The organism is Streptomyces corallincola (genome assembly GCF_019104725.1).
Taxonomy (GTDB): domain Bacteria; phylum Actinomycetota; class Actinomycetes; order Streptomycetales; family Streptomycetaceae; genus Streptomyces; species Streptomyces corallincola.
This window is the reverse complement of sequence record NZ_JAHRXF010000029.1, coordinates 54,196-69,229: the sequence shown is the minus strand read 5'-3', so window position 1 is coordinate 69,229 and position 15,034 is coordinate 54,196. Positions and strand designations below refer to the sequence as shown.

The window sequence follows — 15,034 nt, the reverse complement described above, 5'->3', positions numbered from 1 at the left end:
CCGGACCCGGAGCGGCGGCCTCGGGTGCATGTGGGGTGAGTGGCGGGATGGGGGGCGCCGACCCTGACTCGGGGGCGGGGTGAGGGGGTAGGGGTCGGCGGGTAGGCAGTTCCGCAGGACGGCAAGGCGGCGGGTGGGCAGGTCCGCGGGGCCGCAAGACCGCAGGGGCTCAGGGCCGCAGGGGCTCAGCGCACGGCTCAGTGCCCCTTCCTCCCGGCCCGCTTCAGCGCCTCCCCCTCCCCCTTCTTCCCGCGCGGGACGGTGAACGCCGTCAGCACCGCCGTTCCGGGTGCCAATGCGGGCCAGCCGGTGCCGTGCCAGGCAAGGACGGCGACGGCGGAGGTCGGGAACTTCACCCGTACCCGCGCGAGGGTGTCGTCCAGGCCGTCGGCCGCCAGTTCCAGGACGAGTTCCTCCAGCGCCGGGTTGTGCCCGATCAGCAGCAGCGTCTCCACCTGGGCGGACACCCCGCGCAGCACGTCCAACAGGTCCGGTACCCCGGCCTCGTACAGCCGCCGGTCGAGGAGCGCGGAGGGCGGGGTTCCCCACTGCGCGGAGGCCAGTTCCCAGGTACGGCGGGCCCGCAGGGCGGTGGAGCACAGGGCGAGGTCGGGCAGGCAGTCGGCCTCGGCCAGCGCGCGTCCGGCGGCCCGCGCGTCTCGTACCCCGCGCGGCGCGAGCGGGCGCTGATGGTCCGCCACGCCGTCCGGCCAGGCGGACTTGGCGTGCCGGAGGACCACCAGGCGCCGCAGCGGTCCGGCGCCCGCACGGGCGATCACGCGAGACTCCCCAGGTCGCGGGCGAGTTCGAGGGCGAGCAGGCGGTCGGCGTAGAGGAAGGTCTCGAACCGGGCCCCCTCGGGCAACCCGTCCCCGGTCCCCCGGCCCGGCCGAGCATCGCGCGTCTCCCCGTCGCGGGTGTCCACGTCGCCGGGTTCTCCGCCGCCCGCCTCCCCACCGCCCGGTTCCGGTCTCACGGCGCCTTCCCGCGACGCCGGTCCCACCATCCGATGATGCGACTCCGGTCGAACGGTCCCGCTCGGTCGCTCCGGTCGTACGCTCGGGTCCTGCGCCCCCTGTCCCTCACGTCCCTCCTGCGCCCCTTGTCCGTCGCTCCCGCCCCGCGCCCCCGCCTCCTGGCTCCCCTCCTGCGACGGGCGCCCGCGTTCCGGGTCGCCCAACTCCGGGCCGACCTGTACGTCCTGGACCCGCGCCCTAGGGGCCGGTCCCTGCGGAACCAGACCTGCCTCGATGTCCCGCAGTACGGCCAGCACCCCCGGCAGGTCGAGGTCGTTCTCCCACACCGTGCGCAGCCGTTCCTTGGCCGCCTCGGGCACCGGGCGGGAGGGTTGCCGCGCCCATCGGGCCACGGCGTGGCGGAGGCGGGCGAGGGTCGTGGCGGCGGCGTCCAGTTGGTCGGGGCCGAGGACGGCCGTCACGGCGCGCGGGACGGAGAGCAGGGCGAGGCGGAGCACCGCCGGATCTCCGTCGGCCCCCGGTACGACAAGCTGAGCGGGCGCCACGACCAACAGCGGACCCTCCCCGTCCGGAACACCGGTGCCCTCGGCGGGCCCCCCGTCAGGGTCGGCCCCGATCGCCCCGCCCGCACCGACCACCCGCACGACCTGCGTCTCCCGCAGCCCCGGCGCGGCTCCCGCCCCCACTTCGAACGGGCGGATGCCCAGCGCGTCGGCGTCGGCACGCAGTTCGGCCGTGTCCGAGGCGGCGACGAGCACGGGGCGGACGGGGGTGCCCTCCAGGTCGAGGGCACGGGCCAGGAGGTCGGCGGTGAGCAGGACGCGCAGTGCGGTGGGACCGGGGCCGTTGACATGGGCCTCGATCCGGGTGAGGCCGTGCCGGGTGGGCGCGGCGGGGACGGTCCGGCCGGTTCGGGCGTCGAGGATGCGCAGCACGCACCGAGCGTAGGCGGGCGGGCGCCCGGCCGCGCGCACCTCGGACGGAATCCGGGCCACCGTGGCGGGCGCACCGCCCCCCGGCAGACCCTCGGACCCGCCCCCGGCAGACGGCCGCACCGGCCCCAGCAAACGCCCGGACCTGCCCGCTGGGCACTCGGCCCCGCCCCCCCCCCGGCGGGCGACGGGACGAACGTGTCCGATGATTGCGGGCGAAGATCCATTACCTCGGGCCATCGACATACGGGCGGGCAAAGAAATCACCACCCACGACCAAAGAAGAGAATCCCCGCAGCCGATCAACGGAACGCGAAGATCCCGAAGCCGCCCGGCACGAAGAAACCACGCCCCGACAAGGAATCTTCACCCGGCGATCACTGTTCTCCCGCACGACACCGACCCGCACTCCCAGGAGGAGAAAGCCTTGTACGCCGACGACAGCACGATCCGGAGAATTCTTACCGAAATGGGTGACACCTGGGCGGTGGTCGGCCTGTCCGCGAACGAGGCGCGAGCCGCGTACGGCGTGGCGCGAGTGTTGCAGCGGTACGGAAAGCGGATCGTGCCGGTGCATCCCAAGGCCGAGACGGTGCACGGCGAGCGCGGGTACGCCTCGCTTGCGGAGGTACCGTTCGCGGTGGACGTGGTGGATGTCTTCGTGAACGGCGAGCTGGCCGGGGCGGTCGCGGACGAGGCCGTGGCGAAGGGCGCGAAGGCGGTCTGGTTCCAGCTCGGCGTGGTGGACGAGGCGGCCTGCGAGCGGACACGCGCGGCGGGCCTGGAGATGGTGATGGACCGCTGTCCAGCGATCGAAATTCCCCGGCTGGGCTGACCGAGCAGTCGGCCCGTCTCACCTTATTCTCACATTCCTCCGCAGAATACTGACATTCGATCAGGGTGCCGACCTGCGGAAAAGCCAGCCCCAAAACAGTCAATATCCGGAGTCAAGAGTTCGCCAACACTCTTTTTTCGGCCTGGAACAGGTTCCTACTCTGTGGCCTCCTTGTTCGTTGAGGCTGCGTTTACGATCTGAGAGGCCACTTGACATGGCGAAACTCGACCATGCCGCGCCGACGGCCCTGACCGGTCGGCCCGAGAGCGGCGGTCTGCGCCGCGATGTCGGGCTGATCGGGCTGACGTGGGCGTCGGTGGGCTCCATCATCGGCTCCGGCTGGCTGTTCGGTGCCGAGAAGGCCGTGGTGACGGCCGGACCCGCGGCGATCATCTCGTGGGGCATCGGCACGGTGGCGATCGTGCTGCTGGCACTGGTCCACGCCGAGCTGGGCGGCATGTTCCCGGTGGCGGGCGGCACGGCCCGCTACCCGCACTACGCCTTCGGTGGCTGGGCGGGCATGTCGTTCGGCTGGTTCTCCTGGCTCCAGGCGGCGACCGTGGCCCCGATCGAGGTCGAGGCCATGATCGGCTACGCCAAACACTGGCACTTCGCCGAGGGCTTCCAGCACGCGGACGGCACCCTGAGCGCGAGCGGCATCGCCGTCTCGGTGCTGCTCATGGCGGTGTTCGTCGGCGTGAACTTCTTCGGCGTCCGGGCGCTCGCGCACACCAACAGCGCGGCCACCTGGTGGAAGATCGCCATCCCGCTGGCGGCGATCTTCATCATCGCCATCGGCAACTTCCACCCCGGCAACTTCACCTCCGAGGGTTTCGCTCCCTACGGCGCCAAGGGCGTGCTCGGGGCCATCAGCTCCAGCGGCATCATCTTCGCGCTGCTCGGCTTCGAGCAGGCCATCCAGCTCGCGGGCGAGAGCAGGAACCCGAAGCGGGACCTGCCGCGCGCGACCCTGGGCTCGGTGGCGATCGGCGCGGTCATCTACATGCTGCTCCAGATCGTGTTCATCGCCGCGCTGCCGCACGCGAGCTTCGCGCACGGCTGGGCCCATCTGCACTTCACCGGTATCAGCGGTCCCTGGGCGGGGCTGGCCACGATCGTCGGCCTGGGCTGGCTTGGCGTGGTGCTGTACATCGACGCGGTCATCTCCCCCGCGGGCACCGGTCTGATCTACACCACGGCCACGTCCCGCGTCTCGTACGGCCTGGCGAAGAACGGCTACGCGCCGAAGCTGTTCACCCGCACCGACAAGCGCGGGGTGCCGTGGTTCGGTCTGATCATCTCGTTCGTCACCGGCGTGCTCTGCTTCCTGCCGTTCCCGAGCTGGCAGGAACTGGTCGGCTTCATCACCTCGGCGAGCGTGCTGATGTACGCGGGTGCCCCGCTGGCGTACGGCGTCTTCGCGGACCGGCTGCCGCACCGTGAGCGTCCGTACCGGCTGCCCGGCGGCAAGATCGTCTCGCCGCTGTCCTTCGTGGTCGCCAACCTGATCATCTACTGGTCGGGCTGGGACACCCTGTGGCGCCTCGGCTTCGCCATCCTGCTCGGGTACGTCCTGCTCGGCTCGTACGCCGTGTACGCGATCGTCAAGAAGCTCCCGGACGCGCCCCGGCTGGACTTCCGTGCCGCGCAGTGGCTGCCCGTCTATCTGATCGGGATCGGGGTGATCTCCTACCTCGGCACCTTCGGCGGCACGGGCTTGCTGCCGCTGTGGTGGGACATGGTGGTCGTCGCGGCCTTCTCCGTCGTCATCTATTACTGGGCGAAGGCCGTCGCGTCGAAGCCCGAGGCGATCGAGCGCGAGATCGAAGAGGTCGTGGTCACCGACGCCCCGGCGCACTGATCATCGGACCGCTTCCCTCTCCCCTCCCGTGTCCCGTCGGCCGCTCCCCCGGCCGACGGGACACACCCGTTCGCGGGGGCCCGCCCGCACAAGGCTTGCTCGCAGCCCCGCGCGCGGTCCGCACGCCGCCCCGGCCACCGTGCGGACCGCTCAGGCGACGCCGAGCCCCTCCACCACCTCGGCTCCCGGCAGTTCCGCGAGCGCCGCGCCCGGCACGAGCAGCTTGCCGCGCCGACGCCCGCTGCCGACCAGGACGTACGGCAGGGCGGCGACCGCCGCGTCCACCAGGATCGGCCAGTGCGCCGGGAGCCCGACCGGGGTGATGCCGCCGTACTCCATGCCGCTCTCGCCGGTCGCGGTGTCCATCGACGCGAACGACGCCTTGCGCGCGCCGAGCCTGCGCCGGACCACGCCGTTGACGTCGGCCCGCGTGGTGGACAGCACCAGGCAGGCCGCGAGCGTGGTCTCGCCGCCCCGTTTGCCCGCGACGACCACGCAGTTGGCGGAGGTGTCCAGCAGGTCCTGGCCGTAGTGCTCGACGAAGACGGCGGTGTCGGCCCAGCGCGGATCGGTGTCCACGTAGATGATCCGACCGGCGGGGACGGTGCCCTTCCAGTCGCGTACGGCCTCGGCGACCGGCGCGGCCAGCTCGTCCAGGCAGTCGGGGGCGGGGATCGCGGTCTCGAACTCTCCGATGGGTGCGCGCATGGCCGCAACGTAACAAAGGGGTCCGCACACGGGAGGCGTGTCCCACCGCGTGGACCGGACCGGCGGGGGTCAGCCCTCGGTCTCCAACTGGGCCAGCCGCTCGATCTGTTCGTCGTCCAGCTCGGACAGCGCCCGCATCTGCTCCGGGGTCATGCCGTCCGGCGGAGGCACCGGGGCGGGCGTGCGCAAGGGGGGCTGCCAGCCGTCCTCGGCCGTCCAGCGCCGTACGACCTTCGCGGGGGCGCCCGCCACCACGGCGTGGTCGGGCACGGTCCCGCGCACCACGGCACCGGCCGCCACGACCACGTTCCGGCCGATCCGCGCGCCCGGCAGGATCACCGCGCCGGTGCCGATCCAGCAGCCCGGCCCGATCCGCACCGGTTCCATGCGCGGCCACTGGCGGCCGATGGGCTCGTGCGGATCGTCGTACGAATGGTTGGTGGACGTGACGTAGACGTACGGACCGAAGTAGCAGTCGCTGCCGATGGTGACCGAGGTGTCCGCGATGACATGGCTGCCCCGGCCGAGGACCACGCCGTCACCGAGGCGCAGGATCGGCTCGGGGCCGAGGTCCAGGTCCGGCATCAGTCCGGCCGTGAGGGTGACCTGTTCCGCGATGATGCAGTGCGAGCCGATGTGGATCCAGGGTTCGCCGAAGACCGTGCCCAGCGGGAACGCCAGCCGGGTCGCCGGGCCGATCGCGCCGAAACGGAACCCGGCCGGATGCTCGGCGGTCACCGAACCGGTGCGCTGCGCCCAGGCCCAGCCCGCGTGGACGGCACGCTGGGCGAGACCCCGGCAGCGGGATGAGAACGTGTTCCTGCGCTTCGGCACGCGCTCACGTTACTCACCGGTCGCACCGGGCGAGCGGGCGGCCCGCTGTGATCTTCACCCCAGTGCGGGCGTAGCGTGCGGGTACCGACCGCATCCGCAGACGTGAGGAGACGTGATGACCGACAGGGCCGCCCTGGTGGTGGGCATCGGGGGCCGGGAACCCCGCATCGACACCGACGCGTTCGTGGCGCCCACGGCCAGTGTGATCGGGGACGTGACGCTGCACGCGGGTGCCAGCGTCTGGTACGGCGCCGTGGTGCGCGGGGACGTGGAGCGGATCTCGGTCGCCGCCGACGCCAATGTCCAGGACAACGTGACGATCCACGCCGATCCCGGTTTCCCGGTGTCCATCGGGGAGCGGGTGTCCATCGGCCACAACGCGGTGGTGCACGGGGCGACCGTCGAGGACGACTGCCTGATCGGCATGGGCGCGACCGTCCTGAACGGCGCGGTGATCGGCGCCGGTTCGCTGGTCGCCGCGCAGGCACTGGTCCCCCAGGGGATGGTCGTTCCGCCCGGCTCGCTGGTCGCGGGTGTGCCCGCCAAGGTGCGGCGCGAGCTGTCCGAGGAGGAGCGGCAGGGCGTCACGCTCAACGGCACGCTGTACGCGGATCTGGCGCGTCAGCATCGTGAGGTGCACGAGAAGTAGGGGGGCCCGGGCAGAAGTAGGGGGGCCGGGGCAGCTCAGGGCCGGTCGGAGCGGGGCCGGGACCGGGGTCCTGGCGGTGTCAGTCGGCGGCGCCGACCGGCTCGGCCTCGGGCTCCGTGCGCTCCGCCTCCGCCTTCTTCGCCCGTCGCTTCACGAGCAGCATCGAGACCACGCCGACCAGGACGGCGGCCGCGAGACCGAAGTAGGAGAACCGCTTCAGCCAGTCCTCCGCGACCATGCCGACGTAGTAGACGACGGCCGTGGTGCCTCCCGCCCAGCAGATGCCGCCGAGCACGTTGGCGATCAGGAACTTCCAGTACGGCATGTGCAGGACGCCCGCGAGGGGGCCCGCGAAGATGCGCAGCAGGGCGATGAAGCGGCCGAAGAACACGGCCCACATGCCCCACTTCTCGAAGGACCGCTCGGCGGTGGCGACATGGCCCGGCCCGAAGTGTTTCGGGAACTTCGCGCCCAGCCGGGCGAGCAGTGGTCGTCCGCCCCTGCGTCCGATCGCGTAGCCGATGGAGTCCCCGATCACGGCACCGGCGGTCGCGCAGATGCCGAGCACCAGCGGGTTCACGCCCGTGTGCTGGGAGGACATGAGCGCCGCCGACACCAGGACGATCTCACCCGGCAGCGGGATGCCGAGGCTCTCCAGACCGATCACCAGGGCCACCACGGCGTAGACGGCGACCGGTGGCACCGTGTCGAGCCATTCCTGGACGTGCAACGCCGCTTCCTCCCCTGTCGAACGGGCCCGACTGCCGAACCGCCGAACGGCCCGGCGGGGGCGGCCTCGCGCGGCCCGCCCCTTCCTTTCCGGGAAGGCTACCCGGTCGGCGCGGCACGGCTACCCCCGCGTGACGACCCGGCCGGACGCCCCGCGACACCCCGGACCACCCCTCGGCACCGTCCCGCCCCCGTCGCTTCGGCTCTCCGACACATCAGGGCCACACGAAACGGGAACGCTTCTCAGGGGTTTTCCAGGGGCACCCCTAGGGGTCGCCTCGGGCGGCGGGCGTGTCCGGGATCACCGGAGTGTCCGGGGCACCGAGGTGTCCGGGAGCACCGGGGCCCGCCCCGCGCCTTCCGGAGCGGTACTTCCGAAGTGTGGAGAAAAGTCAGACTAGGTCCCGTCTCTCCCCAGATCGTTCCCGATCACTCATGATTGATCCGCGAGCGCCCCCGATTCGCCCCCCATCTCCGCCGAACACCCGGTTTCGCCGCAGGGGTTCCCGAAGCGGAAGGACGACGTGCCCGTGTCCTCACTCTCCCCGCACGTTCCGCCGCCCCCGCCCTCCCCCGCATCACCGACACCGCTTCCGGTGCCGGTCGCCCTTGCGGTGCCGCCCTCAACGGACCTGCCGGTCAAGGTGGTTGACGTCCGCGCCGGTGCCTTACGGAGACGGGGGCACGTCTCGGCGGGCCGACTGCTCCGGCTCGCCCTGTGCGTCGTACCGCTGGTGCTGGCCCTCTGGTGGGTGACGAATCACCGGGCCGTGGCGCGGGAGGGCGTGCTGCGGCTGGCCTCCGCCGATCCACGCTGGCTGGCGGCGGCGCTCGTGTTCACCTGCCTGACCTGGGTGGCGGCGTCCTTGGTACGGCAAGGTGCGCTGCCCGACCGGGTGCCTCCGGGGCTGCTGCTGGCCTCGCAGTTCGCCGCCGGTGCCGCCAATCACGCACTCCCCGCCGGGCTCGGCGCCCACGCCGTGACGCTGCGCTTCCTGCGCGCGCGGGGTGTCCCGCTCGACCGTGCGACCGCGTCCGTCGGCCTGTACTCCCTGGCCAAGTCGGTGGCCAAGACCCTGGTTCTCCTGGCCTTCCTGGCCGCCTCGCCCGCCTGGCGGCTGCTCGGTGACCTCGTACCGGACGAGCGTTTCGTCGTACCGGCGCTCGCGGCGGCCGGATGTGTCCTCGCCCTCGCCGCGACCCTACTGGCGTTCGTACGACCGCTGCGCCGCCCGGCGAACCGGCTGGCCCGCTCCGCTCTGTCCGACGCACGCGAGGTACACCGGCGCCCGGCGCGGGTCCTGGCCCTGTGGGGCGGCGCGGCGGCCATGCCGCTGGTGCAGGCGGGAGCCCTGGTGTGCGTGGGTTCCTCCCTCGGCCTCGGCCTGCCCTGGCAGCACGTGGTCCTCGCCTACCTCGCGGCCGGTACAGCGGGCGGCGCGGTCCCCGCCCCCGGCGGCATCGCCGTGGACGCGGCCCTGATCTGGACCCTGATCACCCTCGGCGCCGACCCCACCCCGGCAGCGGCCACGGTCATCGGCTACCGCCTCCTCACGGACTGGCTGCCCCTGCTGCCGGGAGCACTGGTGTTGTCGGCACTGATTCGGGCGAAGGTGCTGTGAGGGTGGCTGGTGCGGAGACCCGAGCGAAACCGGGTCTCGGCAACTCGGAACGGTCATCGCCGGTTACGACGGCTGGCACTGCCATCCGTACCGGCTGGCCGTGGACCCCGACCGGCGTCGGCAGGGCATCGCCGCCGCCCCGCTCGACGCCGCGCACGAACGCTTCGTACGACGCGGGGGACGCAGGGCGGACGCGATGGTCCTGGACGGGAACGCGCTCGCGCCCCGCGCGCGGCGGACTACCGCCCGCCGGAGGAGTGGACCCGCCGGGTCCGCCCGCTCATCCGAGGGAGGCAGGGAGGGAACGGATCAGCACGACATGCACAACCCCACGCACCGCCTGCGCGCACCCGCCCCCTCACAGACCACCGTCCTCAGCCCAACCAAGCACCCCCGAACCGCCCCCAGCCCCCAGCCTCCTCAGCCCGCCGCAGGCGCCCCCGCATCGTTGGGCCGCAGCGTCCACACCACGGTCATCTCACCGGTCACCGCCCCGTCGGCGCGCCGGATCTCGACGGTGACCGGGAACTCGGGCCGTTCCCCGGCGTCGAGTTCGGCGACGACCTCGGCGGCGGGGCGGCCGAGGGTGGCGGTGGCGGTGACGGTGCCCATAGCGAGTTTCTTGTAGGCGATCTCGGCGCGGACGGCGAGCGGGACGGCTCGGGAGAGCTGGGGGCCGAAGGCGGCGAGGACGACGGCGCCGCTGGCGGTCTCCCCGAGGGTGAACATCGCACCGGCGTGAGGGCCGCCGACGTGGTTGTGGAACAGGCTCTGGTCCGGCAGGGAGGCCACGACCCGCTCGGGGGTGGTCTCCAGGAACTGGACGTCCAGGGTCCGGGCCATCGGTACGGTCGCGGCGAGCATCTCGCCGATCGACATCTGTTCTGCGCTCATGTCCAGCATGTTACTCATCGGTAAGAAGCCTCGCCAGAGCGACCGCCCCCTGCTCGCCCCACCCCGCCCTTCGGTACGTACCTGACAAGAGCCGGTGACCCAACCGTGTCCGGGGGCCGACTAGGGTTACGGGCCATGTGGCCAGAAGAGCAGCCGCCAGGGGGCGCGTCCAACCCGCAGAACAACCCGTACCAGCAGCCGGGTTACCAACAGCCGAACCCGTACCAGCAGCCGGGCTATCAGCAGTACCCGCAGCAGGGCGGGCAGCCGAACCCGTACGGGGCGCCGCAGCCGCAGTGGGGGCAGCAGGGCCCGCCCGGTCCTCCGCAGCCGCCGGGCAACGGCGGGGGCAGCCGCACGAAGGTGGTCGCCGTCGTCGCGGCGCTGGCCGTTGTCGTCGCGGCCGGGGTGACCGGGTATCTGGTCCTCGGCGGCAAGACGGACGACCGTGCGGGCGACGGCAAGGCCCGCCACGCGAGCGGGTCCCCGTCGGCACCGGCCTCACCGGGCGCGACGGCGTCGGACGACGCGGACGGCGACAACCCGCGCGGCGGCACGACGGAGAAGCCGACCGTGCCGGGCTGGAAGGTGGTCGCCAACCCCAAGTTCGGCACCGCTTTCGACATCCCGCCGGAGTGGAAGGTGGACTCCCCGGACATGTCCATCTTCATGGAGGACCACTCCGACGACGACAAGCTCCTCACCTCGGTCTCCGGCCCCGCGACCCTCAAGGAGAAGTGGTGCACGGAGGACGCCGACAAGGACGGCCGGACCGAGGACACCTCGCTCGCCGTCGCCGGTACGCGCGGTGAGAACGGCGCGAAGGACGCGGGCACGGCGGCCGTGAACCGCGCGCCGCTCTACGTCTATGGCGGCTACACCCAGCCCGACAAGAAGCACATCCAGTTCGACCGCAAGGCCACCCCCTTCACCACCGCCTCGGGCGTCGAGGGCGCCTACTCGTGGGCCACGTCGCTGTCCACCCCGCAGAAGGGGAAGTGCGCGAGCAACGGCCGGGCCATCTCGTTCGCGTTCAAGAACTCCGTGGGCGACTTCGTGTCGTTCGACCTGTACGGCGCGACCGGCGTGGACGGCGCGGTGGACACCAAGACGATCATGAAGATCCTCGGCACGGTACGGCTGCACGGGGACCCGACGTCGAACTGAGCCGGGTCGGCACACGCGGGAGGGCACGGGCGAGCGGGCGCGGGCGAACGGGCCGGGGCGAGTGGACCGGCCCGCGCGGGTGATCACGGTCGGGTGATGACGGGCGGGTGATCACGGGCGGGTGCGGATCCCGGACTCGGGACCGGCTTCGGGACAACCGGTTTGGCGGTGTGAACCGCGAAGGTTCATAGTCGGCCGGTGACACCTTCCTCCACCGGGATCACCGGCCTCGCCGCACCCGGCCCCGGCACCCCCGGCCTCCGCCCGCCCCGCCGCCGTCCCGCGTGGGCGGGCCGCAACTACTCCCTGCTGACCGGTTCGGCGGTGGTGGCCGGGCTCGGTGCCAGCGGTTCGCTAGTCGCGGCGGCCTTCGCGGTACTGGCGGCGGGCGGCGACGGCGGCGACGTGGGCCTGGTGGCGGCGGCCCGTACGGTGCCGCTGGTGGTGTTCCTGCTGATCGGCGGCGCGGTCGCGGACCGGTTGCCCCGGCACCGGGTGATGGTCGCGGCCAACGCCCTGAACTGTGTCTCGCAGGGCCTGTTCGCGCTGCTGGTGCTGTCCGGCGAGGCCCGGCTGTGGCAGATGATGCTGCTGAGCGCGCTGGGCGGCACCGGCCAGGCGTTCTTCGGTCCGGCCGCCGAGGGCATGCTGATGTCGTCGGTGGAGGGCGAGCAGGCGGGCCGGGCGTTCGCGGTGTTCCGGATGGCGACGCAGGGCGCGGCTCTCGGCGGTGCCGCGCTGGGCGGCGCCCTGGTGGCGGCCGTCGGCCCCGGCTGGGTGCTCGCGGCGGACGCGGCGGCCTTCGCGGTCGCGGGTGCCCTGCGGTGGTTCCTGGACGTGGCCCACATCCCTCCCCGTGCGCCGGGCGGGGGGCTCCTGTCCGACCTGCGCGAGGGCTGGCACGAGTTCAGCGGCCGTCCCTGGCTGTGGGGCATCGTCGTGCAGTTCTCGGTCGCCAACGCGGTGGTCGCCGCCGCCGACGCGGTCTACGGCCCGCTGGTCGCCCGCGACAGCCTGGGCGGCGCCGCCCCGTGGGGCCTGGCGCTGGCCGCGTTCGGCGCGGGCACCGTGGGCGGCGCCCTGCTGATGACCCGCTGGAGACCCCGCCGCCTGCTCTTCGTGGGCACCCTCTGCGTCTTCCCGCTGGCCCTGCCCTCCGCCGCACTGGCCGTCCCGGTGCCGACCGTGGTGCTCTACGCGGTGATGTTCCTCGCCGGTACGACGGTGGAGGTGTTCGGCGTGTCCTGGATGACCGCGCTGCACCAGGAGATCCCCGAGGACCGGCTCTCCCGCGTGTCGGCGTACGACTGGTTCGGCTCGGTCTCCCTGGTCCCGCTGGCCACCGCGCTGGCCGGTCCGGCGGAGGGCGCGTTCGGGCGCGGCCCGGCGCTGTGGGGGTGTGCGGGCGTGGTCGTCGTGGTCACGGCGCTGGTGCTGCTGGTGCCCGACGTACGGCGGCTCACCCGGCACGGCTCACACACGATGGCCCGGGTGCACGCGTCAGCCGATGCCGAAAGCACCGTCGGGGGGCTCGGGTGAGGGCACCGCGTCGGCGTCGGCCACCGGGCGGGCGGCGCCGATGAACCGCCGTAGCCCCGGGCCGTGTTCGACCCGCGCCGGGAACGCGTCGGCGGCGACCCGGCGCGTCACGGCGGCCAGTTCCAGCGGGCGGTGCGAGGCGACCAGTACGGCGTTGCCGAACCGCCTGCCGCGCAGCACCCCCGGTTCAGCGATCAGCGCCAGCTCCTCGAACACGGCCGCGAAGGTGGCCAGTTGGGAGCGCAGGAACCCGAAGGGCGCCGCGTCCGCGAGGTTGGCCAGGTAGACCCCGTCCGCGCGCAGCACGCGCTCGGCGGCACGGGCGTAGTCCAGCGAGGTGAGGTGTGCGGGCACCCTCGACCCGCCGAACACGTCCGCCACCAGCACGTCCGCCGAGTCGGCGGGCGCCGCCTCGATCCAGCTCCGCGCGTCGGCGGCGTGCGGCGTGACCCCGGAGCCCTCGGGCAACGGCAGCCACGCGGACACCAGCTCCAGCAGCGCCCCGTCCGCCTCCACCACGTCCTGCCGTGAACCGGGCCGCGTCGCGGCGAGATAACGCGGCAACGTCAGCGCGCCCCCGCCGAGATGCACCACGTCCAGCGCCTCCCCGTCCGCGCCGACCGCGTCCAGCACATGCCCCAGCCTGCGCGTGTACTCGAACTCCAGATACGTCGGCTCGTCCAGATCCACGTACGACTGCGGCGCCCCGTCCACCGTCAGCAGCCACGCCCGCTCCCGGTCGATGTCCGGCATCAGCTTGGCGGTGCCGTGATCGACGGCCTGGGTGACGGGTATCGCTTCGCTCACGGGTCCATTGTGGCGGGTGCCCGGGTCGGGCGCGTACGGGCGCCGGGCCGGCACTCGAGCGGCACGGCGGCCGGTCGGCCGCCGCCCTCATCCCGGCGAGCCGGGGCGGCGCGCACGGGTGCGGGGCGGCGGCCCTCTGACTCCGCCCCGCACCGACGGTTCAGCGCACCCGCGCCGCCCCGACCGTACCGGCGTCGCCGTCCCCGTCACCGGGGAGCACCGTCAGCACGGTACCCGCGCCCACGGTCCGGCCGCCCTCGCGGACGGCGAAGCCGAGGCCGGCCTCCAGCGGGACCTCCCGGCCCAGTTCGACCGTGATCTCCACGGTCTCACCGGGCCGGACGACCCCCGCCGCGCCCACATCGACGTTGCCGACGACATCGGCGGTGCGGATGTAGAACTGCGGCCGGTACCCGGTGGACAGCGGCGTGGTCCGACCGCCCTCGCTGGCCGAGAGCACGTACACGCGCGCCGTGAACCGGCTGCCGGGCGTGACGCTGCCCGGCGCGGCGACGACGTGCCCGCGCCGTACGGCACCGCGGGCCACCCCGCGCAGCAGCACCGCGACGTTGTCCCCGGCCTGCGCCTCCGCCATCGGCTTGCCGAAGGTCTCCGGGCCGGTGACCACGCTCTCCAGGCCGGCGCCCAGCACCTCGACCCGGTCCCCGAGCCGCAGCGTCCCGCGCTCCACGGCACCCGTGACGACGGTGCCCCGGCCGGTGATGGTGAGCACGTTCTCCACCGGGAGCAGGAACGGCGCGTTCAGGTACCGCTCGGGCACGGGCACGTAGGTGTCCACCGCGTCGAGCAACGCCTCGACGGACGCCGTCCAACGGGGTTCGCCCGCCAGCGCGTTCAGTCCGGAGACCCGTACGACCGGCACGGTGTCCCCCGGATAGCCCTGCGCGGTGAGCAGTTCGCGCACCTCCAGCTCCACCAGGTCGGTCAGCTCCTCGTCGCCCACGTCGGCCTTGTTGAGCGCGACCACGATGTGGTCCACGCCCACCTGCCGGGCGAGCAGCACGTGTTCGGCGGTCTGCGGCATGATCCCGTCGAGCGCGGAGACGACGAGGATCGCGCCGTCGAGCTGCGCGGCGCCGGTGACCATGTTCTTGACGTAGTCGGCGTGGCCCGGCATGTCCACGTGGGCGTAGTGCCGGGTGGCGGTCTCGTACTCGACGTGGGCGATGTTGACGGTGATACCGCGCGCGGCCTCCTCCGGGGCCCGGTCGATGCGGTCGAACGGGACGAAGGCGCCAGTGCCGCGCTCGGCCAGGACCTTGGTGATGGCTGCGGTCAGGGTGGTCTTGCCGTGATCGACGTGGCCCATCGTGCCGATGTTCAGATGCGGCTTGGTCCGCACGTACGCCATCTTGGACATGGATGATTCCTCGCGTGTGCCTCGTGGGAGGCGGTGGAAGCGGGGACCCCGGAATCCGGCCGACCCTCCCCCTGCGGGGTCCGCCGGACGTTCCGGGGA

The 15,034-nt window shown here is 72.9% G+C and carries 14 protein-coding genes and 1 pseudogene; 7 read left to right on the top strand and 8 right to left on the bottom strand.

From position 1 onward, the window contains the following. Positions 1-197: 197 nt before the first annotated feature. Positions 198-779 carry a SixA phosphatase family protein gene (locus tag KUM39_RS18815; protein ID WP_217786858.1) on the bottom strand — a complete coding sequence of 194 codons (582 nt, stop codon included), beginning with the start codon at positions 777-779 and terminating at the stop codon, positions 198-200. Beyond that, positions 776-1,912 carry a hypothetical protein gene (locus KUM39_RS18810; protein WP_217786867.1) on the bottom strand — a complete coding sequence of 379 codons (1,137 nt, stop codon included), beginning with the start codon at positions 1,910-1,912 and terminating at the stop codon, positions 776-778. Before KUM39_RS18810 ends, KUM39_RS18815 begins: the two co-directional genes overlap by 4 nt. Before the next feature lie 424 nt (positions 1,913-2,336). Between KUM39_RS18810 and KUM39_RS18805 the strand changes: the two genes are divergently transcribed. Together KUM39_RS18805 and KUM39_RS18800 are read left to right on the top strand one after the other, a co-directional pair. Beyond that, complete coding sequence (locus KUM39_RS18805) at positions 2,337-2,744, top strand: CoA-binding protein (RefSeq protein WP_217786857.1); 408 nt, start codon at positions 2,337-2,339, stop codon at positions 2,742-2,744. A 214-nt stretch (positions 2,745-2,958) separates the two neighbouring features. Next, entirely contained in the window at positions 2,959-4,605 is a 1,647-nt protein-coding gene (locus KUM39_RS18800; protein WP_217786856.1) for an APC family permease, read from the top strand. A gap of 150 nt (positions 4,606-4,755) precedes the next feature. Here KUM39_RS18800 and KUM39_RS18795 read toward each other — a convergent pair whose 3' ends face one another. Both KUM39_RS18795 and KUM39_RS18790 read right to left on the bottom strand, forming a co-directional pair. After that, positions 4,756-5,313 (bottom strand): YbaK/EbsC family protein, encoded by a 558-nt coding sequence (locus KUM39_RS18795; protein ID WP_217786855.1) that lies wholly within the window; start codon positions 5,311-5,313, stop codon positions 4,756-4,758. Positions 5,314-5,382: 69 nt separating this feature from the next. Beyond that, complete coding sequence (locus KUM39_RS18790; RefSeq protein ID WP_217786854.1) at positions 5,383-6,147, bottom strand: acyltransferase; 765 nt, start codon at positions 6,145-6,147, stop codon at positions 5,383-5,385. Between the two features lie 115 nt (positions 6,148-6,262). Here KUM39_RS18790 and KUM39_RS18785 point away from each other — a divergent pair, with 115 nt between their 5' ends. After that, complete coding sequence (locus tag KUM39_RS18785; protein WP_217786853.1) at positions 6,263-6,796, top strand: gamma carbonic anhydrase family protein; 534 nt, start codon at positions 6,263-6,265, stop codon at positions 6,794-6,796. Positions 6,797-6,875: 79 nt separating this feature from the next. On the opposite strand, the gene KUM39_RS18780 is transcribed toward KUM39_RS18785, so the two are convergent. Further along, entirely contained in the window at positions 6,876-7,526 is a 651-nt protein-coding gene (locus KUM39_RS18780; RefSeq protein ID WP_217786852.1) for a DedA family protein, read from the bottom strand. Positions 7,527-8,169: 643 nt separating this feature from the next. Here KUM39_RS18780 and KUM39_RS18775 point away from each other — a divergent pair. Continuing rightward, entirely contained in the window at positions 8,170-9,147 is a 978-nt protein-coding gene (locus tag KUM39_RS18775; RefSeq protein WP_308288174.1) for a lysylphosphatidylglycerol synthase transmembrane domain-containing protein, read from the top strand. Positions 9,148-9,190: 43 nt separating this feature from the next. Beyond that, positions 9,191-9,429, top strand: a pseudogene (locus tag KUM39_RS18770) (GNAT family N-acetyltransferase); the annotation flags it as partial. A gap of 138 nt (positions 9,430-9,567) precedes the next feature. On the opposite strand, the gene KUM39_RS18765 reads toward KUM39_RS18770, so the two are convergent. After that, the gene (locus KUM39_RS18765; RefSeq protein ID WP_217786866.1) at positions 9,568-10,026 is read right to left on the bottom strand and encodes a DUF4442 domain-containing protein; all 459 of its coding nucleotides are present in this window, start codon (positions 10,024-10,026) and stop codon (positions 9,568-9,570) included. Between the two features lie 150 nt (positions 10,027-10,176). On the opposite strand from KUM39_RS18765, the gene KUM39_RS18760 reads away from it, so the two are divergent. Both KUM39_RS18760 and KUM39_RS18755 read left to right on the top strand, forming a co-directional pair. Further along, a complete protein-coding gene (locus tag KUM39_RS18760; RefSeq protein WP_217786850.1) occupies positions 10,177-11,208 on the top strand; it encodes a DUF8017 domain-containing protein in 1,032 nt (343 codons plus the stop codon). Between the two features lie 219 nt (positions 11,209-11,427). Continuing rightward, positions 11,428-12,747 carry an MFS transporter gene (locus KUM39_RS18755; RefSeq protein ID WP_217786865.1) on the top strand — a complete coding sequence of 440 codons (1,320 nt, stop codon included), beginning with the start codon at positions 11,428-11,430 and terminating at the stop codon, positions 12,745-12,747. Here the strand turns inward: KUM39_RS18755 and KUM39_RS18750 are convergent. Next, entirely contained in the window at positions 12,709-13,554 is an 846-nt protein-coding gene (locus tag KUM39_RS18750) for a spermidine synthase (protein WP_217786849.1), read from the bottom strand. The genes KUM39_RS18755 and KUM39_RS18750 overlap by 39 nt on opposite strands. Positions 13,555-13,714: 160 nt before the next feature. Next, on the bottom strand, positions 13,715-14,935 hold the full coding sequence (tuf, locus tag KUM39_RS18745; RefSeq protein WP_217786848.1) for an elongation factor Tu: 1,221 nt from the start codon (positions 14,933-14,935) through the stop codon (positions 13,715-13,717). Positions 14,936-15,034: the final 99 nt, after the last annotated feature.

Bases quoted from the DNA above. Each gene is read 5' to 3' on its own strand.
- KUM39_RS18760 (WP_217786850.1), top strand. From the start codon at position 10,177: ATGTGGCCAGAAGAGCAGCCGCCAGGGGGCGCGTCCAACCCGCAGAAC.
- tuf (WP_217786848.1), bottom strand. From the start codon at position 14,935: ATGTCCAAGATGGCGTACGTGCGGACCAAGCCGCATCTGAACATCGGC.
- KUM39_RS18800 (WP_217786856.1), top strand. From the start codon at position 2,959: ATGGCGAAACTCGACCATGCCGCGCCGACGGCCCTGACCGGTCGGCCC.
- KUM39_RS18765 (WP_217786866.1), bottom strand. From the start codon at position 10,026: ATGTCGATCGGCGAGATGCTCGCCGCGACCGTACCGATGGCCCGGACC.
- KUM39_RS18795 (WP_217786855.1), bottom strand. From the start codon at position 5,313: ATGCGCGCACCCATCGGAGAGTTCGAGACCGCGATCCCCGCCCCCGAC.
- KUM39_RS18785 (WP_217786853.1), top strand. From the start codon at position 6,263: ATGACCGACAGGGCCGCCCTGGTGGTGGGCATCGGGGGCCGGGAACCC.